Origin of the sequence: Parasphingorhabdus sp., assembly GCF_036964675.1 — a bacterium.
In the GTDB taxonomy this organism is placed as follows: Bacteria; Pseudomonadota; Alphaproteobacteria; order Sphingomonadales; family Sphingomonadaceae; genus Parasphingorhabdus.
Genome location: NZ_JBALTF010000010.1, coordinates 26,100 through 42,904 on the forward strand (window position 1 = coordinate 26,100; position 16,805 = coordinate 42,904).

22 protein-coding genes, 1 tRNA gene and 1 pseudogene are annotated in these 16,805 nt (G+C 56.4%); 20 read left to right on the forward strand and 4 right to left on the reverse strand.

Features of this window, described 5'->3' with window-relative positions:
• The first annotated feature begins 48 nt into the window (after positions 1-48).
• The 5 genes and pseudogenes from V7665_RS03310 to V7665_RS03330 all read left to right on the forward strand — a co-directional run.
• Positions 49-678: a regulatory protein RecX gene (locus tag V7665_RS03310; RefSeq protein ID WP_335663114.1), complete on the forward strand. Its 630-nt coding sequence runs from the start codon at positions 49-51 to the stop codon at positions 676-678.
• A 153-nt stretch (positions 679-831) separates the two neighbouring features.
• Entirely contained in the window at positions 832-1,452 is a 621-nt protein-coding gene (locus tag V7665_RS03315) for a cold-shock protein (RefSeq protein WP_335663115.1), read from the forward strand.
• A gap of 25 nt (positions 1,453-1,477) precedes the next feature.
• Complete coding sequence (locus V7665_RS03320; protein WP_335663116.1) at positions 1,478-1,972, forward strand: DUF192 domain-containing protein; 495 nt, start codon at positions 1,478-1,480, stop codon at positions 1,970-1,972.
• Positions 1,973-2,053: 81 nt separating this feature from the next.
• On the forward strand, positions 2,054-2,461 hold the full coding sequence (locus V7665_RS03325; RefSeq protein ID WP_335663117.1) for an NADH:ubiquinone oxidoreductase subunit NDUFA12: 408 nt from the start codon (positions 2,054-2,056) through the stop codon (positions 2,459-2,461).
• 185 nt (positions 2,462-2,646) lie between these two features.
• Positions 2,647-2,898 (forward strand): annotated as a pseudogene (locus tag V7665_RS03330) (DUF2155 domain-containing protein); the annotation flags it as partial.
• Positions 2,899-2,933: 35 nt separating this feature from the next.
• Here the strand turns inward: V7665_RS03330 and aat are convergent.
• Complete coding sequence (aat, locus tag V7665_RS03335; protein ID WP_335663118.1) at positions 2,934-3,779, reverse strand: leucyl/phenylalanyl-tRNA--protein transferase; 846 nt, start codon at positions 3,777-3,779, stop codon at positions 2,934-2,936.
• Positions 3,780-3,838: 59 nt separating this feature from the next.
• Positions 3,839-4,744 (reverse strand): hydrogen peroxide-inducible genes activator, encoded by a 906-nt coding sequence (locus V7665_RS03340; protein ID WP_335663119.1) that lies wholly within the window; start codon positions 4,742-4,744, stop codon positions 3,839-3,841.
• A gap of 392 nt (positions 4,745-5,136) precedes the next feature.
• Between V7665_RS03340 and nhaA the strand changes: the two genes are divergently transcribed.
• The 3 genes from nhaA to V7665_RS03355 all read left to right on the forward strand — a co-directional run bounded on the left by nhaA (position 5,137) and on the right by V7665_RS03355 (position 8,111).
• On the forward strand, positions 5,137-6,330 hold the full coding sequence (nhaA, locus tag V7665_RS03345; protein WP_335663120.1) for a Na+/H+ antiporter NhaA: 1,194 nt from the start codon (positions 5,137-5,139) through the stop codon (positions 6,328-6,330).
• A gap of 112 nt (positions 6,331-6,442) precedes the next feature.
• Positions 6,443-6,838, forward strand: a complete 396-nt coding sequence (locus tag V7665_RS03350) for a YbaN family protein (RefSeq protein WP_335663121.1) — start codon at positions 6,443-6,445, stop codon at positions 6,836-6,838.
• A gap of 52 nt (positions 6,839-6,890) precedes the next feature.
• Positions 6,891-8,111 (forward strand): aromatic ring-hydroxylating oxygenase subunit alpha, encoded by a 1,221-nt coding sequence (locus tag V7665_RS03355; protein ID WP_335663122.1) that lies wholly within the window; start codon positions 6,891-6,893, stop codon positions 8,109-8,111.
• A gap of 18 nt (positions 8,112-8,129) precedes the next feature.
• Here V7665_RS03355 and V7665_RS03360 read toward each other — a convergent pair whose 3' ends face one another.
• Both V7665_RS03360 and V7665_RS03365 read right to left on the reverse strand, forming a co-directional pair.
• Positions 8,130-8,678 carry a cupin domain-containing protein gene (locus V7665_RS03360; protein ID WP_335663123.1) on the reverse strand — a complete coding sequence of 183 codons (549 nt, stop codon included), beginning with the start codon at positions 8,676-8,678 and terminating at the stop codon, positions 8,130-8,132.
• A gap of 93 nt (positions 8,679-8,771) precedes the next feature.
• On the reverse strand, positions 8,772-9,236 hold the full coding sequence (locus tag V7665_RS03365; RefSeq protein WP_335663124.1) for a PilZ domain-containing protein: 465 nt from the start codon (positions 9,234-9,236) through the stop codon (positions 8,772-8,774).
• Positions 9,237-9,383: 147 nt separating this feature from the next.
• Here V7665_RS03365 and V7665_RS03370 point away from each other — a divergent pair.
• From V7665_RS03370 to V7665_RS03425, 12 genes are all read left to right on the forward strand, one after another.
• Positions 9,384-9,459: transfer RNA gene (locus tag V7665_RS03370), tRNA-Trp, on the forward strand.
• A 27-nt stretch (positions 9,460-9,486) separates the two neighbouring features.
• The gene (locus tag V7665_RS03375) at positions 9,487-9,876 is read left to right on the forward strand and encodes a VOC family protein (RefSeq protein ID WP_335663125.1); all 390 of its coding nucleotides are present in this window, start codon (positions 9,487-9,489) and stop codon (positions 9,874-9,876) included.
• A 66-nt stretch (positions 9,877-9,942) separates the two neighbouring features.
• Positions 9,943-10,824, forward strand: a complete 882-nt coding sequence (locus tag V7665_RS03380; protein ID WP_335663126.1) for a phytanoyl-CoA dioxygenase family protein — start codon at positions 9,943-9,945, stop codon at positions 10,822-10,824.
• 23 nt (positions 10,825-10,847) lie between these two features.
• Positions 10,848-11,540 (forward strand): DsbA family protein, encoded by a 693-nt coding sequence (locus V7665_RS03385; protein WP_335663127.1) that lies wholly within the window; start codon positions 10,848-10,850, stop codon positions 11,538-11,540.
• Positions 11,534-12,109 (forward strand): DsbA family protein, encoded by a 576-nt coding sequence (locus tag V7665_RS03390; RefSeq protein WP_335663128.1) that lies wholly within the window; start codon positions 11,534-11,536, stop codon positions 12,107-12,109. The genes V7665_RS03385 and V7665_RS03390 overlap by 7 nt, the downstream gene beginning before the upstream one ends.
• A 144-nt stretch (positions 12,110-12,253) precedes the next feature.
• The gene (gene secE / locus V7665_RS03395) at positions 12,254-12,448 is read left to right on the forward strand and encodes a preprotein translocase subunit SecE (protein WP_067197601.1); all 195 of its coding nucleotides are present in this window, start codon (positions 12,254-12,256) and stop codon (positions 12,446-12,448) included.
• Positions 12,449-12,479: 31 nt separating this feature from the next.
• Positions 12,480-13,016, forward strand: a complete 537-nt coding sequence (gene nusG / locus V7665_RS03400; RefSeq protein WP_176280761.1) for a transcription termination/antitermination protein NusG — start codon at positions 12,480-12,482, stop codon at positions 13,014-13,016.
• A gap of 155 nt (positions 13,017-13,171) precedes the next feature.
• On the forward strand, positions 13,172-13,603 hold the full coding sequence (gene rplK / locus V7665_RS03405; protein WP_335663129.1) for a 50S ribosomal protein L11: 432 nt from the start codon (positions 13,172-13,174) through the stop codon (positions 13,601-13,603).
• A gap of 4 nt (positions 13,604-13,607) precedes the next feature.
• Entirely contained in the window at positions 13,608-14,309 is a 702-nt protein-coding gene (gene rplA / locus V7665_RS03410) for a 50S ribosomal protein L1 (RefSeq protein WP_335663130.1), read from the forward strand.
• A gap of 110 nt (positions 14,310-14,419) precedes the next feature.
• Positions 14,420-15,199 (forward strand): transglutaminase-like domain-containing protein, encoded by a 780-nt coding sequence (locus V7665_RS03415; protein ID WP_335663131.1) that lies wholly within the window; start codon positions 14,420-14,422, stop codon positions 15,197-15,199.
• Between the two features lie 81 nt (positions 15,200-15,280).
• Positions 15,281-15,694: a DUF1330 domain-containing protein gene (locus V7665_RS03420; protein ID WP_335663132.1), complete on the forward strand. Its 414-nt coding sequence runs from the start codon at positions 15,281-15,283 to the stop codon at positions 15,692-15,694.
• Position 15,695: 1 nt separating this feature from the next.
• The gene (locus V7665_RS03425; RefSeq protein WP_335663133.1) at positions 15,696-16,088 is read left to right on the forward strand and encodes a GFA family protein; all 393 of its coding nucleotides are present in this window, start codon (positions 15,696-15,698) and stop codon (positions 16,086-16,088) included.
• The last annotated feature ends 717 nt before the right edge of the window (positions 16,089-16,805 follow it).

Genomic DNA, 16,805 nt, shown 5'->3' on the forward strand with positions numbered 1-16,805 from the left:
CTTCCCAAAATCAATCTTTTTTGCTCGGTAAGGGAGTAAGTCGTCTTTTTGACCTCACTTTTAGCCGCTTCTGCCAATGTTATTGATAACCTCTGGCGTTTAAATTTCGGCCCGACTGTGGCACAAAAAGGGCAAACGTCAAAGTTGAAGGCTAAATCGTTGAAAAAAAGCGTTAAAACGTTAGATCAGGAGAGCTTGCTTCGGCTGGCTATACGCTATGTCGAGCGATATGCAACGAGCCGGAAAAAACTGGCCGATTATCTGCACCGAAAAATTCAGGAAAGGGAATGGCAGGATGCAGACCCTCCCGCGGTCGCACAACTGGTAGAGCGTTTCGTCGCGCAGGGTTATATTGATGACGCGTTATACGCCCAGAACAAGGCTGCGGCCCTCACCCGTCGCGGTTATGGAACCCGCCGTGTCTCCCATGCGCTCTACCAGGCCGGCATCAGCGAAGCGGACGGCCGCGAAGCGTTTGAGATCAGTGAATCAAACAAATGGGCGGCAGCGGATAAATTTGCCCGCAAGCGAAAAATTGGTTCCTATGCCGAGAGCCAGCAGGACGCCGACAAATGCCGCAAGCAATTACAGGCGTTTCTGCGCGCAGGCCATGACTTCGACCTGGCATCCCGTTTTGTCTTCGCCAAGCCCGGCGAGAAAATAACAGCGGAAGACTAGTTCTTTGCCAGAGCAAGTAGATTGACCTCTTTCATTCGCTTGGCATCCTTGTCGTCAAGAATCGCCAGTTTAATATTATTGTGATATATGGTGGTTACCGAGTCGAAATGTGTTAGACTTTTGATTTGGCGTAGTTTTGTTCGGAGATGCATAGTGGCAAGCTTGTTTGCGGAACCTGACCCTGCGGATGATGGCTCGCGCCATGCCAGCGACGACGATCATTCACCGGCCAATAACGAATTGCTGCGTGCCACCGGTCGCGTAAAATGGTTCGACAGTCATCGCGGCTTCGGCTTCATTGTTCCGGAAAATAGCGATCCGGACGACGATGGCTCCACCCCCCAATCGGATATATTGGTTCACTGGAGCCTTCTTGAATCCCTGGGCACACGGGAATTGCCGGAAATGGCGCTAGTCACCTGTGAATATGCCGTCGCGCCGAAAGGGCTGCAGGCGACCAGAATTCTCGACATTGATCTTTCCAAATGCGGGGCAAAAAACGAACTGCCGGTAGCATCAGGCTCGCATCAGGCAATGCATATTGTCGATGGCGATTCCACCTTCATCAATGCTGAGGTAAAATGGTTTAATCGCGCCAAGGGCTATGGTTTTCTGGTCAGTGACGATTTCGGCGGTGATATTTTCCTCCATATGGAAACGCTCCGTGACGCAGGCATTGCAGAAATTGTTCCGGGCCAATCATTGCTGGCCCGCATAAGAGACGGGAATCGCGGCCATATGGCCGTGCAAGTCTGTCTGCCGCCGTCAGACTGAAACAGCAACATATCGGATGATTAAAATGTCTAAAGCGATCAAGCTTTCCCTGGCCCTGCTTTGTGTCGCCAGCATGTCCGGTTGCTATGCCCGGGCCGGCGATACAACAGCGACCAGCCTGCAAACCGAATTGCCTCTATCCGAGGCGGGCCTCACTCAGGTTCCGCTGAGCATTCGCACGGCGGACGCAAATCATGATTTTATCGTGGAAGTGGCAGAAACCGGCGCTCAGCAAGCCCAGGGCCTGATGTTCCGGACCCGACTGGCACCCGACAAGGGCATGATTTTTCCGTTTCCCGAGGATCGGGTCGCGAGTTTCTGGATGAAGAATACCGTGATTCCGCTCGATATTATCTTCGTCCGCAGGGACGGGACGATCGAATCGATTGCCGCCAATACCATACCCTATTCGCTTGCACCCGTTCGCTCCAATGAACCGATTGCGACGGTGCTCGAAATTGCTGCAGGCCGGGCAGCTGAGCTAAGCATCGAGCCGGGCAACACCGTCTCCTGGCGGTGATGATATCCGCATCCGCAAACATCCTTCCTATTTGACATTTTTTCATTGCGAAGCGCATGGCTGCGGGGCTAAGCGAACGCCATGAGCATATTGGCGAACATATTCACTTGGTGGGACGGCGCGACTATCGGCACGGCCCTGTTCAGCGCCCGCAACGGCAAACGCGTCGGCGAGGACGTGTTTGGCAATATATATTTTCAATCAAAAAAAGCCGGCACTGGTCATCCTGCCGGACAGCGCTGGGTCATTTACAATGGCGCCAATGATGCCAGCCGCGTGCCACCCGAATGGCATGGCTGGCTGCATCACAGCTATGACGAGATTCCCGAAAGCCATCTGCCGCAGGCGCGGATCTGGGAAAAGGAACCGAGCGGAAACCTGACTGGTACCGCGCAAGCCTATCGCCCTGCAGGTGCTCTGGAAGAAGGCGGTCGCCGTGCCGCAGCGACCGGCGACTATGAATCCTGGAACCCCGCCGAAGCGGAATGACAGGCATGGCGCGCCACTCCATTCCATTCTCGATGCTGGCGGCGACACTCCTGCTGACTGGCTGTGGCTGGTTCAGCGGCGACAATATCGATGAAAATGCAACCGGTCAGGCTGCTGAAAAGGGCAAGGTTGCCGCAACCGATGGTGACCTGGTCGCATCGGTGACCGATCAGATCGGAACACCGATGGCGGAACGCGTCGCCACGCTCGGCTTTCTCAACAAGCGCAATGGTCTGACGCGGGATCTCGAACTGCGACCGGGTCAGTCGATCCGGATCGGCCGTGCGATTGTCCGTTTGCGTGCCTGCGAGAAAACGGCGCCTTGGGAACTGACCCCTGAACAGGGCGCCTTTGTCCAGCTTCTGGTCAACGAACGACCACCCAATCGATCCGGCGAAGATCAGTGGAAACGGGTTTTTTCCGGCTGGCTGTTTCGCGAATCACCTTCGCTGAATGTTGTCGAGCACCCGATTTATGATGTCTGGGTCAAGAGTTGCGCAATGAGCTTCCCGGGCGAAGAGGATTCATCCGAAGATTCGGTCAATCCGACCGCTCCGCGAACATCCTCGTCCAATCTCGCCAATAGCCCATCAAGCGCACCGAATGAAACCGTGCCGGAAACCGCGGCACCCGCCGCTCCGCCAGCGGCCAAGCCCGGACCGGCGCCGAAGAACGCACCGGCCGATTTGATCGGCGACCTGATCGGCGAAACCGAAGACGGCACATAGCCTCTCACCCTTTTGAGCTCTTCCAGATAGGCCTCCTGGCTGATTTCAATCGCCCCCAATGATGCCAGATGATCGGTCATGAACTGGCAATCGAGCAGCGGAAACCCACCGACTTTTAGCCGCGCTACGAGCCACGCCAATGCGACCTTCGAAGCATCGCGAGACCGTGAAAACATGCTTTCACCACAAAAAGCACCGCCAATGGCCAGACCATAAAGACCGCCAACCAGATTTTCCTGTCCGGTCTCATCGTCCCGCAGCCAGCATTCGACGCTATGCGCACGGCCCAGCTGGTGCAGCTGGTTGAACGCCGCCTCGATTTCGGCATTTATCCAGGTTTCTCTGCGATCCCCGGCTTCCGCAGCGCAAATCGCGATGACATTGGCGAAGGCAGTGTCGGTGCTCACCCGAAAGCGGTCTGATCTTATGGTTTTGCGCAGCGAGCGCGACATCCGGAAATTGTCGAGCGGGATAATCGCGCGGGCCTTTGGTTCAACCCAGAAGGTTTCCGGATCATCTCGCGCGTCGGCCATCGGGAAGATGCCCGACGCATAAGCTTTTATCAGAAGATCGAGATCAATAGTCATCAAAGGGGGATAACCCGGTCAGTACCATTCGCCCAGACGGAAATCGACAAAATTGCTGTCCGTCACTCCGACATCAGAACACGGGCTTCGTCGGCAATTTTTTCCGCAATCGCTGCATATTCGCTGGCAAAGCCGGCATTGGTGCGCCAGGCGGCGCCAATACTGCGGGTCACCGACCAGCCTTCGACGTTGAGCAAAGCGACATCTCCGCCACGGGCCAGTTCCGAACGCACATAGAGCGCAGGCAAAATCGCCAATCCCAGACCGGAAGCCACCATCTGCCGAACGCTGTCCAGACTGGTGCCCTCATAGTCGCGCAGCAGGTTCATATCATGCTGCTGGCACTGACGCGCCACGTCGCGATGAAGATGGTGTCGTCGATCCAGGCTCAGCACCGGCAATCCTGCAAGATCGGAAAGGACGAGATTTTCCCTGGCCGCGAGCGGATGATCCGGCGGCGCGACCAGAATCAGCGGTTCGCGAAACAATGGTTCGATATGCAGATTTTCGCCCTCGATCGGCAAAGGCCCGAGCAGCATATCGATAGAGCCCTTGGTCAGTTCCATCGCCTGCAGATCGGGTATGCCTTCGCGCATGTAAAAGCGCAGATCCGGGCGGGTGCGATGCAGAGCCGCAATCACCGGAGGCATTAGATAGGGGCCAAGCGTCGGCGAAACACCAAAGCGCAAGATTCCGGCCAGACTGTCGCTTGCCCGTTCGGCCAGATCGCGAATATCCTTCACCTGAACCAGAACCTGACGCGCGCGATCCGCAATCTCCCGGCCGACCGGAGTCAGTTCGGCGCCATGGGTGCGCCGTTCCACCAATGTCACACCCAGTCTCTGCTCGAGAGTCCGCAATTGATGACTCAGGGTCGGCTGGGAAGCGGCGGCGGCTTGCGCGGCCTTGCCAAAATGGCGGTGGTCGGCAACGGCGACCAAATATTCGAATTGGCGTAAAGTCGGCATAGCGCAATTCCACCTTATAGAAACAATCTATCGATTCTTACGATTTCATTCGATTAGAATTATCACGTGATTTGCGTCATATCAACTGTATCGATGCCGAGGCACGATAGAAAGAGGATATGTCGTGGAACAATATGCCAATAGCCTGAACCGCAAACATCACAATCCGGGAAACCGGATGGCGAGCAGACACGACAATAGCGAACAAGTTCGTGAGCTAAGAGAATTGCAGCGCAGCCTGGCCGAGCGCATCCGCAAAATTCAGCGTGGTGCACAATGCCGACAGCAAAGCGAAACCGCATAGCTTACCCAACCCCTCCCCCAACCCCTGGGGCGGCAGCACTCCCCCAAGCGCTAGCCGCCCCGATTTTTATAATCAGGACGATGCCCCGATGGTGAAAAAACTGGGCAATGCCCTGCAGGAATTTATTGCGCAGGAAACCAGCGCAGGCATCATATTATTCTGTGCGGCCGTGGCGGCCATGGTCGCCATCAACAGCGCGCTCAATCCCTATTATCTGGCCTTCCTCGACATCCCGGTCGCCATACAATTTGGCGGGCTGGAAATTGCCAAGCCATTGGCACTGTGGATCAATGACGGCCTGATGGCGATCTTCTTCTTTCTGGTCGGACTGGAAGTGAAACGCGAGCTGCTCGAGGGCCAGCTTTCCAGCATCGAGCAAGCCGCGCTTCCCGCCATTGCAGCGGTTGGCGGCATGGCTCTGCCGGCCCTGGTATTCCTCTATTTTAACTGGACAGTGCCGGAAAATGTCAACGGCTGGGCGATTCCGGCAGCAACCGACATTGCCTTTGCTTTGGGCGTGCTCGCCCTGCTCGGCAAACATGCACCGGTTTCGCTGAAAATATTGCTGCTCGCGATCGCGATCATCGACGATATTGGCGCGATTGTCATCATCGCTCTGTTCTACACGGCGGAAGTTTCGGGCTTCTCCCTGTTGCTCGCGGGTGGCGGAACACTGCTGTTGTTCGCGATGAATCGTCTGGGCGTGATCCGCACCGCGCCCTATATTCTGGTCGGTATTTTTCTCTGGATATGCGTCCTGAAGTCCGGCGTCCATGCAACCCTCGCCGGAGTAATCGCCGCGCTTGCGATACCGCTGTCCGCCAAAGATGGCAGTTCGCCGCTAAAACATCTCGAACATATATTGCACCCCTGGACGGCCTTTCTGGTGCTGCCGATATTCGCCTTTGCCAATGCCGGCGTGTCGTTGGCCGGGCTGCAGATTGCTGACCTGATGGCTCCGCTGGCGCTTGGCATTGCCGCGGGACTGGTCATTGGCAAGCAGATCGGCGTGTTCGGGTTCATGTATCTGGCGACCAGAATCGGTCTGGTGAAGCGGCCAGCCGGTGTCACCTGGCTGCAGCTATACGGACTCGCCTGCCTGACCGGCATTGGCTTCACGATGAGTCTGTTCATCGGCAATCTGGCCTTTGTCGATCCCGACCAGATCGAAACAGTCAAGCTGGGCGTGATCAGCGGCTCGCTGATTTCGGGTGTGCTGGGTTACTGCATCTTGCGCTTCGCCGCTTCATCGAGCCACGCCAGAGCAACAACACTGGCTTGACATCCCGGTGGCGATGATGCGCGGGATAGCGACCTGCGGTCAGATTTTCATCGCCGGATAATGACTCACCGAAACGGTCGGCATCCGCCACAATCCATGTTAAAGGCCGGTCATGAAGCGACAACTCTATCTGGCAGCCGGTCTGATCTCGGTAGCACTGGGCAGCATCGGTGTCGTGCTGCCACTGCTGCCCACCGTGCCATTCATGATCCTCGCGGCCTTCTGCTTCGCGAACAGTTCGCCGCGACTGGAGTCCTGGCTGGTCGAGCATCATGTCTTTGGCGGCCATATAAAGAACTGGCGCGATCGGCGCGCGATCACCCGGCGCGGTAAATGGGCGGCAACGCTCGCTTTTGCGGTCAGCTGTGTGATTGCCCTGCTCTTTGTCAAACTGCCCTGGAATCTGATTCCGATTGCTGCGGCACTGATCAGTGGCAGCTGGATCTGGACCCGCAACGAGCCCGGCCCCGGAACATTGCCGCTACGCCCCCCTCCGCAGAAAGAATAGTTTCCGCATCGCGCGAATATGATAATCTCCTCCAGAATCTTAGGAGAGAGAAATGTCGCGGCAACAATTGTTGGAAATGACCCGTTCACTGGTTGAACATGGCAAGGCAGACACAATGGAGCTGGTCGATGAAGTGGTCGCGGTGCCTGCATCCGACTATACCGATGAAGCCCGATTTGAACGCGAGAAAAATCTGATCTTCAAGCGGCTGCCATTGATGATGGCACCATCCTGCGAGCTGCCCGAGCCGGGCTGTTACAAGGCGATGGACATGGCCGGCATACCGGTGCTGATCACGCGCCAGAAGGACGGGACCGCACAGGCTTTCTTGAACAGCTGCACCCATCGCGGCAATCCGGTGGCGCAAGGCAGCGGCAAGGCGTCGCGCTTCACCTGCGGCTATCATGGCTGGACGTTCAAGAATGACGGCGACCTGCTGGCGATTGCATCGCCGAAAGATTTCGGAACCGTTGACAAGGCGGCTTTCTGCCTGAAGAAATTTCCGACGCTGGAGCGGGCGGGCCTGATCTGGGCGACGCTCGATCCGGACAGCACGCTCGATATCGAATCCTATCTCTGTGGCTATGACAGTCTGCTCGAGCATTTTGGCTTCGACGGCTGGCACCTGTTTGATCAGCGGACGATTCCGGGGCCAAACTGGAAGACCGCCTATGATGGTTATCTGGATTTCTATCACCTGCCGGTCCTGCACAAGGACACGTTTGGCGCAGATTTCTTCAACCGCGCCAATTATTTCTACTGGGGGCCGCATCAGCGCCTCTCCTCGCCATCGAAATTTGTTCAGAAGACGGGTAGCGACGAGCAGATTGATCTCAGCGAGATGGATGAAAAAGACTGGCCGATTGATGCGCTGTTGCAGGGCGTCTGGACGATTTTCCCGCATATCTCGATCGCCAGCTTCTATGGCGGCGGCGGTCGCGGGGCGATGATATCGCAGCTGTTCCCCGGCAAGACCGTCGGCGAAAGCTTCACCACGCAATTTTACGTGATGGAACATGCGCCAACCGACGATGCCGTCCGTCAGGGCGCGCGGGATCAGTTCGACTTTCTGGAAGTCGTCGTCGCCGAGGAAGACTACAAGACCGGTAAACGCCAGCATGAATCGCTGCAATCGGGCCTTATTGACAAGGTATGGTTTGGCCGCAACGAAGGCGGTGGTCAGGCCTTCCACCAATGGGTCGACCGTTTGACCAAGGCGGATGACGCGGAACTGGAACGGATTTTCGTACCGCAATTGCAAGCAGCGGAGTGATCCGGTTCAGGCCCCGGTTCAGACGTTGCGATAGTCCCTGACCGGCGGCAGTACCTCTTTCCACTTCGGTTGCTCGGCGCGCAGCTTTTCGAGCATCTTCTCCCAATAGGCGTCGGTCTTGCCCTTGAACCGGATGTCAAAATCTTCCTGGGTTCGGAATTCGAGCAGCTCGACGCCTTGCTCACCGACGGTATAGGTATAGGGCGTGCCGGCGGGCAGGAAAAACCCGTCGCCGGCACCCATTTCTTCCGTGCCCATCCGGATATCGCCGCTGATCAGATAATAGAGGCAATCACTGTCATGGCTGTGCAAAGGCAGCGGATAGCCGGGCTTGAACCAGACATAGTGGAGCGAAAAGCCAAAGCCGCTGAACAGGCATTTTAATACCGCTCCCTCTCCAATGCCGGCTTCGCCAAGCCTGGCCGCACCCGCCAAAATCACCGGATCATCATCGACATAAGCCATATGCCCGGCCTCATCGAGACTGGGCGCATCCTTGCTCCTGAAAATCCGCAGGACTTTAAGCGGTTCGGGCTTGTTTGGAAAAGGCGAGCCTGCGTCTGTCATATGTGCCTCCGGAGCAGCTGGGAACCGCAACATAGCAGCGCAGGCACGCGCGAGAAAAGCAGATAAATGCTAGGATCAGGACCCTGGCAACACTCACGCTGCCGGGAATTTTGCCACATAATGATTCAATACGGCCAGATTGAGCAGATTCTTGAACGCACAGCCCATGCCATTTTTGCTATGCCACACCACTTCAGCCTCAAGCGCGCCGAGACCGGGCAGCGTCAGCCAGCACAGCGTGCCCGGGTGCATCTGCAGCAGAGCGTCGCAGGAAAATCCGGCGATCGACAGGTCCGTCACTTCCGTCGGAAAGCTGCTTGAGCAGGAAAACCGCATCCGCGCGGCAACCCTGATTCGTTGCCGTGGCGCGCATCGATCTTCGTTGGACGCGACCGAATAGGGCAGGTTCTGCTGAAAAGCATTGTTATTTGCCGGGGGCATGTGGGTTGTCGAGTCTGGCATATCTGTCTCCTGACCGCGAATATCGCTGGGGTGGACGCCGCCCTGATCGATGAATAGCTGGCTACGGCCCAATATTGAACCCGATGGGTTAACCATGCCTTCCTCTTCACGGTAAACAGCGATAGGCCCAGATTTAACCATGTTGCGATTTGGCTGACCCGGAAACAATCACGCTTGCCGAATGGATCGCAGGGCGCTAATGCCCGCGAATTGGTTGTTCCGCGAGGGCGAAACGGCCAGTGCAGGAGTGTAGCTCAGTTGGTAGAGCATCGGTCTCCAAAACCGAGGGCCCACGGTTCGAGTCCGTGCACTCCTGCCATTTTTCCTTTGTAGCACCGAAATTTTCATGCCCCAGTTTATCTCCGCCATCAGCCTGATCGTTCCTGACTATGATCAGGGGATCGAATTTTATGTCGGCCTGATGGGCTTTGAGCTGATCGAAGATACATATCTGTCGGAAGACAAGCGCTGGGTGCTGGTGGCGCCGCCGGGCAGCACCGAAACCCGCCTGCTGCTGGCGAAGGCGGAGAACGAAGCGCAGGAAGAGATCATTGGCGAACAAGCCGGTGGCCGGGTGTTCCTGTTTCTCGAAACCTATGATTTTGACGAGGATATCGCCCTCATGGAGCGGGCCGGCGTTGACATTATTGAAGAGCCCCGAGTCGAAAGCTATGGCAAGGTGGCAGTCTTTCGTGATCCCTTTGGCAATAAATGGGACTTGATCGAACGGCACTAATAATCGGATGCCCTAGCGTCGCTGCTGTCAATTGCCTGAACCACAGTTTTCTGCCATGATTACTCAATGATCGAGCAAAAAATAGCACCGGCTGACGAGGCCGGATTGGAGCCCTATTTGGGCGGCAGAAGTTTCGCGCAATGCTGGGAAAAATATGAGACCGACGGCTATGTGATTTTCCCCGGAATCATGTCCCGGGAAGAGGTCGAACAGCAACGGGCCGCGCTTCACCCTTTTATCCAGGCCGATATTCGCGGACGCAATGTATTTGAAGGCGTCCAGTCCAATCGCATCTACGCAATGCTGGGCAAAGACCCGGTTTTTTCGGATCTGGTCACCCATCCTTTGCAACTGGCTTTTGCAGAGAAGGAACTGGGCAAATCCTGTCTGTTGTCAGCCTGTCTTGCGATCAACTTGCACCCGGGCGAAACCGTTCAGCCCTGGCATATGGACGATGAGCATTGCCGTCAGCCGCTTCCGCGCAAGGCGCTGGGCGTCAGCACCTTCTGGACGATTGATCCGATGACCGAAGATAATGGTGCAACCGAACTGATTCCCGGCAGCCACAAATGGGGCAAGGTCGAACTCAACGGTGCCAACAGCCTGTCCGATTTCATCACCAAAGGCAGCAGCGATCAGAGCGTTGATCCGGGCGCGCATAGCGACGCCATAAAGGCGGTCATGCCAGCCGGGTCCCTGATGATTACCAAGGGTAATTTATGGCATCGCGGCGGCGCAAACCGGTCGGACCAATCGCGAATGATCGTAACACCGCAATATTGCCCGGGCTGGATGCGGCCATTGGAGACCATGTTGCTCGCCGTGCCTGCTGAAAAAGCAGCCGCTTTGCCAAAGCGCGTGCAGGAATTGCTCGGCTATTCCATTCACGAGCCTTTCATGGGCTATGTCGATGGCATGCACCCGGGCCGGAAATTGCAACAATATTAAGCTGTTATCCAGGGAGATGACCGATGCAAGCCTTGGAGAGCGAAGCCCCGCTGATTGTCTATGTCGACATCAAAAGCCCTTATGCCTTTGCCGCGATCCGGCAGACGCTGGCGCTGGAACAATCGCTGGATATGCGCTTTGACTGGCGGCCACTAACCCTCGATATCCCCAGCTATCTGGGATCGGCGCGCAAGAGCAAGGGCAAGCTGGTCGAAAGCACCCGCAGTGCCAGCCAGTGGGATCGGGTGAAATATGCCTATCGCGATGCGCGCCGCTATGTCGAGCGTCAGGGCCTGATGCTCAAGGGTACCGAAAAAATCTGGGACTCGTCGATCGCCAATATCGGAATTTCATGGGCCATGCAGACCGACCGTGACCGGCTCGGCGCCTATTTCGACGCGGTCTATCCGCCGTTCTGGCGGCGCGAGCTGGATATCGAAAATGTCGCCGTTGTCGCCGCCTGTCTGGAGCAGGCTGGCATCGATTCGAACGGCTTTGCTGCCTTTCAGCAAGGCGAGGGTCGCGACCAGCATGACGCCCTGCAGGCGCAGCTCCACCCGAGCGGCATTTATGGTGTCCCGACCTATGTCTTTGACGACACCATCCTGTTTGGCCGCGAGCATCTTCCCTTTGTCCGCTGGCACTTGCAGGGACGAAAAGGCCCGGCGCCCGATATCGCCTATGAGATCGATGACATGGAGCCCGTATTATGCTGACCGTCTTCATCGATTTCAAGTCACCCGCATCCTGTCTGGCGCTCGAACCGACATTGGCTCTGGCGCGCGAAACCGGCGTCCATATCGACTGGCTTCCCTTCTCGGTCCGGCCGTTTTCCGTGCCTGAAGAACAAGCGGACGAGACGGTTGGCGAGCGTCATCGCCGCGTCCGCGCCCTTGCTCAGCGCGAAACCCATTTGCATTATGCTGCGGTTCAGGGACGGGAGATGCATTTTTCAGAAATACCGGCTGGCAGCGAAACGGCGCTGGCGGCCATGGCCAGCATTGACGGCGATCCGATCCCGTTCATCCGCGCCGCTTTTTCAGCTTACTGGGTCGAGCAGGCGGACCTGGATGATGAAATGGTGGTAGCCGCCCTGTTATCCTCGCTGAACATGGCTCTTCCCGATCTGCCATCGGCCCGCGCGCGACTAGTCTCGATTCGCGCAAAAGCCGAAGAAACCGGAATTTTCGAATCGCCAACCTATGTCATTGCCGACCAGCTGTTCGTTGGCCGCGAGCATCTCCCCTGGATAGGGTCTCTGGTCGAAGCGGCACGAGTCCCGTAAATTTCCGTTCTTTTTCTTGCGAATCCGGGAATCCGCGTCTAAAGGGCTGGTTCTTTCCGAAACCATGCATATATCTGAAGACGGTCAAATGACTGACACCCGGAGTTTATGTGGAAACCGGCGAGAAAGTTTAGGGAATCAAGCATGGCGAAAGTCAATCCAGGCGAATTCATGAATCAGGTCAAGGCTGAGACCAACAAGGTCGTCTGGCCCACTTGGCCCGAGACCGTCCGCACGGCGATCCTCGTGCTGATCATGACCACAATATTGGGCCTGTTTTTTCTTGGCGTTGATTCGGTTTTTAACGGGATTGTAGCCTGGCTCCTGAGCCTTGCATAAACGCCCCATATAAATTTTTTAGGTTATTCGCATGGCACGCTGGTACATCATTCACGCTTATTCGGGCTTTGAGCACAAGGTCAAGGAAGCCATTGAGGCCGACGCCAAGCGGCTCGGCCTGACCGAACTGGTCGAGGATATCGAAGTCCCGACCGAGACGATTACCGAAGTCAAGCGCGGCAAGAAAATCCAGTCGGAGCGGAAATTTTTCCCCGGCTATGTTCTGGCCAAGCTCGAAATGACCGATGATGTCTATCACCTCGTCAAGAACCAGCCCAAGGTAACCGGCTTCCTCGGTAGCAGCGGCAAGCCGCAGGCGATCAGCGAAAGCGAAGCCGCCCGCATCCTCAACACCAAGGAAGAAGCGGCCAACGCTCCGAAAGAACGGATCACGGTCAGCTACGAAATTGGCGACGAGGTCAAGGTCAAGAGCGGACCGTTCAACAGCTTCAACGGAATCGTCGAAGAACTCGATTTCGACAAGAACAAGGTCAAGGTTTCCGTATCGATCTTTGGCCGCGCAACCCCGGTCGAACTGGACTTTGGCGAAGTCGACCTGATCAGTTAACCCGTCATCCCGGCGCAAGCTGGAGTGACGAAACAGAGATTTGAAACTTCGGTTTCGAATAACCAGTGTGGGAGGAGGGTTCGCTCTCCGTTTGACCACTTAATTTGCGGGTGCGGCAATTTCGCCAAGCCCAAAAGAATGAAAGGACAGCCAAAATGGCTAAGAAAATTGATGGCTATATCAATTTGCAAGTACCTGCCGGTATTGCAAATCCATCCCCGCCGATCGGCCCAGCATTGGGTCAGCGCGGCGTCAATATCATGGAATTCTGCAAGGCGTTTAACGCGGCGACAGACAAGCTTGAAAAAGGCACACCGATCCCGACCAAGATTACGGTCTATGGCGATCGCAGCTTTACCTTTGTCACCAAGACCCCGCCAGCCAGCTATCTGATCAAGAAGACTGCCAAGCTGAAAAAGGGTTCTAGCGAACCTGGCAAAGTGGCCGGCGGAACGATCAAGGCTTCGCAGATCAAGGAAATTGCCGAAACGAAAATGCCCGACCTCAATGCCAACAGCATTGAGCAGGCTATGAAAATCATTTCAGGCACCGCACGCTCGATGGGCGTAGAAGTGGTGGAGGGATAAGAATATGGCGAAACTCTCCAAAAAAATGCAGGCGATCAATACAAAAGTTGACCGCGAAAAACTGTACACCATCGATGAAGCCATCAAGACGCTGAAAGGCCTCGCTTCTACCTCGAAGTTTGACGAGACACTTGATGTCGTGATCAATCTTGGTGTCGACCCCCGCCATGCTGACCAGATGGTCCGCGGCGTGGTTTCGCTGCCATCCGGAACCGGTAAAACGGCCCGGGTTGCGGTATTTGCCAAGGATGCGAAAGCAGACGAAGCAAAGGCTGCCGGCGCTGATACGGTGGGCGCTGAAGATTTGATGGAAGCCATGCAAGGCGGCGACCTCAACTATGATCGCATCATCGCTACTCCTGACATGATGGGCCTCGTCGGCCGTCTCGGTAAGGTTCTCGGTCCCAAAGGCCTGATGCCCAACCCGAAGCTCGGCACGGTTACTCCCAATGTCGCGCAAGCGGTCAAGGACGCCAAGGGCGGCCAGATCGAATATCGCGTCGAAAAAGCGGGTATCATCCACAATGGTATCGGCAAGACCAGCTTCTCCGAAGCCGATCTGCGCAAGAATTTCGATGCGCTGGTCAGCACGGTGATCAAGGCGAAGCCATCCGGTGCCAAGGGCAAATATGTCCGCAAAATCGGTCTGAGCACGACCATGGGGCCCGGCCTCAAGGTTGATCTCAGCGAGATTGAAGGCGCCTGATTCGTCGCCCGTCGCCCCGGCAACAGCAGGGGATGACACAATAAGCTGCTAGAAAAAGGCCGGGCGCAATCCCGGCCTTTTTTCATGCGCCATTTTTCTAAGGACCCGCGATGACCCTATTGCAGATCAGCGCAGAACTATCCTACCGCCTCCCCGCGCCCTGCACCATATTGGTCCAGGTAGAAGCCGCGGCGACGACCGACCAGATATTGGAACATTCCGACATCAGCATCGGCACCGCTGACGACAAAACCATCGTCGCGGCCCACGATGGCATCGGCACAAGGCTGTGGACCACGCAGCAGGAGCAGCTCACCATCTCTTATGCCGCGCGGGTTGCGATTGATCGCGCCAATCCGGATTTTGCCGCTCTGCCCGGAACCGCCCTCAGCGACCTGCCCGGCCATGCCGTGCCCTATCTGTTCAACTCGCTCTATTGCTCGGTCAATGCTTTTGACCAAGTGGTCACCAGCGAATTTTCCGGCTTGCGCGGCGGCCCGCTGGTGGCAGCCATGGCCGACTATATCGAACGGGTCATGACCTATGGATCGGATAGCGACAATGTCCATACAAACGCCGAGCAAAGCTTTGCCGCACGCAAGGGCGTGTGCCGCGACTATGCCCATATAATGATCAGCATGGCCCGCGCCGCCAATATCCCGGCCCGCTTTGCCAGCACCTATGCGCCCGACGTCGAGCCGCAGGATTTTCACGCCGTGCCCGAGGTTTTCCTCGATGGCCGCTGGCATCTGATCGACCCCACCGGCATGGCAGAGCCAGCGGATATGGCGGTGATCGGCATCGGCCGCGACGCCACCGATGTCTCCTTTCTTACCGCCTTCGGCAGCATGAATATGGTCGAGCAGCGGGTGACCGTAACACGCGCCTGAATCTCCCGCGTGCATTTCAAACGTGCAATCCTGCCGCTTTTTCGATTATGAGACTCGCCTGACCACAGCAGGAGAGTGCCCGTGATAGTCACCAATAAAGTCGATCCCTCACCGCAACAGATGACGGCCTTTTTCGGCGCGCCGGAGGATGGCCCGTTCATCATGGTCAATCTGCTCAAGTTCAAGGACAAGGCGGACTATGCCGATGGCTCCGACGCCAATCTGTCCGGCCGCGAGGCCTATATGCGCTATGGCGCGGCAGTGCAGAAATGCATCGCCGATGTCGGTGCGCGCAGCATCTCTTCAGGCCTGGTCACCGGGCTGATGCTGGGCGAGGTCGAGGAGCTGTGGGACATGGTCGCACTGGTCGAATATCCCTCGCTGGAGGCGATGAAGAACATGGTGATGTCGCCGGAATATCAGGCGATTGCCGTCCACCGCAAGGCCGGGCTAGCCGGCCAGCTCAACATCAAGACCAAAAGCACGGGGGGCTGATATGACCGACAGCATCCACAAGGGCTCCTGCCTCTGCGGCGCCATAAAAATTGAAGTCGCCGGCGACCTGCCCGAAGCCGACGCCTGCCACTGCAGCCAGTGCCGCAAGCAATCCGGCCATTACTGGGCCTCGATCGACGTCCCGACCAGCGCCGTCACCATCAACGGCGAAGACCATATCCGCTGGTACCAATCCTCGGAAAAAGTCCGCCGCGGCTTCTGCGACACCTGCGGCGCCTTCCTGTTCTGGGACCCTATCCACCACGACAAGATCGCCATCGCCATGGGCTGTTTCGACCAGCCGACGGAGACGAAAATCTGGAGCCATATCTTCGTCGCCGACAAGGGCGATTATTACGAAATTGAAGCGGGGGTGCTGCAGCGGGATCAATAAACCTTCTCCCGTGAGGGAGAAGGTTTATTGGAAAGCCATGCCGCTATCTGCGTGAGAATATCAGTATTCAGAAATAACGCTGGTGGATCCCACAGTAGAATCAATGCCGAACCTGTTTCAGGAAACGGCTGCTAGCGCACATTTAAACCGTGAGCGTCTATTTGGTGACCGATTAGCCTTTCTTCGCCTTTCGGTCCTGAGCGCTAGAGAACAATGCTAATATAGCGAAGACGAGAACCAGCAAGGCAAACCCCTTTGCAAAACTGCCAAAATCGACGACCTTCAGAGTGTGGAGCGACATTAACCCGGAGGAAATTCCCGTCGCTAGGAGGTACATGCCAGTCTTCTTGCTCATAGGTTTGATTTCCAAAAAATCCGCCGATTAGCCCCACAATAAACAATCTAACCAACGACGGCAATCAGTGCGTCAGCTGACCGACAGCCATTATAATCCAAACGTCTCCTATTGTGCCCGCAGTCGAATTCAAAACCCACCCACTCTTGACATCCCCGCCCCACCCGTTAATGGCTCCCCTACAAATTGTGCTTCCCTTAAAAGAATCACAATTTCCGTCCGAGACAGCGGGTGAGGGTAATTTGACCCTCTTAATTTCCAGCCTAGACGGGGATCAGTTTTTTCGTGTGGAGACACACGGGCACGCAGCAAGCGTTTTCCAACGCGGCAGAGCGGCCAAAACCCCCCTTCGGATTATATGC

Coding starts and splice junctions, on each gene's coding strand:
- V7665_RS03320 (WP_335663116.1), top strand. CDS start 1,478: ATGTCTAAAGCGATCAAGCTTTCCCTGGCCCTGCTTTGTGTCGCCAGC.
- V7665_RS03325 (WP_335663117.1), top strand. CDS start 2,054: ATGAGCATATTGGCGAACATATTCACTTGGTGGGACGGCGCGACTATC.
- V7665_RS03340 (WP_335663119.1), bottom strand. CDS start 4,744: ATGCCGACTTTACGCCAATTCGAATATTTGGTCGCCGTTGCCGACCAC.
- nhaA (WP_335663120.1), top strand. CDS start 5,137: ATGGTGAAAAAACTGGGCAATGCCCTGCAGGAATTTATTGCGCAGGAA.
- V7665_RS03350 (WP_335663121.1), top strand. CDS start 6,443: ATGAAGCGACAACTCTATCTGGCAGCCGGTCTGATCTCGGTAGCACTG.
- V7665_RS03355 (WP_335663122.1), top strand. CDS start 6,891: ATGTCGCGGCAACAATTGTTGGAAATGACCCGTTCACTGGTTGAACAT.
- V7665_RS03360 (WP_335663123.1), bottom strand. CDS start 8,678: ATGACAGACGCAGGCTCGCCTTTTCCAAACAAGCCCGAACCGCTTAAA.
- V7665_RS03365 (WP_335663124.1), bottom strand. CDS start 9,236: ATGGTTAACCCATCGGGTTCAATATTGGGCCGTAGCCAGCTATTCATC.
- V7665_RS03375 (WP_335663125.1), top strand. CDS start 9,487: ATGCCCCAGTTTATCTCCGCCATCAGCCTGATCGTTCCTGACTATGAT.
- V7665_RS03380 (WP_335663126.1), top strand. CDS start 9,943: ATGATCGAGCAAAAAATAGCACCGGCTGACGAGGCCGGATTGGAGCCC.
- V7665_RS03385 (WP_335663127.1), top strand. CDS start 10,848: ATGCAAGCCTTGGAGAGCGAAGCCCCGCTGATTGTCTATGTCGACATC.
- V7665_RS03390 (WP_335663128.1), top strand. CDS start 11,534: ATGCTGACCGTCTTCATCGATTTCAAGTCACCCGCATCCTGTCTGGCG.
- secE (WP_067197601.1), top strand. CDS start 12,254: ATGGCGAAAGTCAATCCAGGCGAATTCATGAATCAGGTCAAGGCTGAG.
- nusG (WP_176280761.1), top strand. CDS start 12,480: ATGGCACGCTGGTACATCATTCACGCTTATTCGGGCTTTGAGCACAAG.
- rplK (WP_335663129.1), top strand. CDS start 13,172: ATGGCTAAGAAAATTGATGGCTATATCAATTTGCAAGTACCTGCCGGT.
- rplA (WP_335663130.1), top strand. CDS start 13,608: ATGGCGAAACTCTCCAAAAAAATGCAGGCGATCAATACAAAAGTTGAC.
- V7665_RS03415 (WP_335663131.1), top strand. CDS start 14,420: ATGACCCTATTGCAGATCAGCGCAGAACTATCCTACCGCCTCCCCGCG.
- V7665_RS03425 (WP_335663133.1), top strand. CDS start 15,696: ATGACCGACAGCATCCACAAGGGCTCCTGCCTCTGCGGCGCCATAAAA.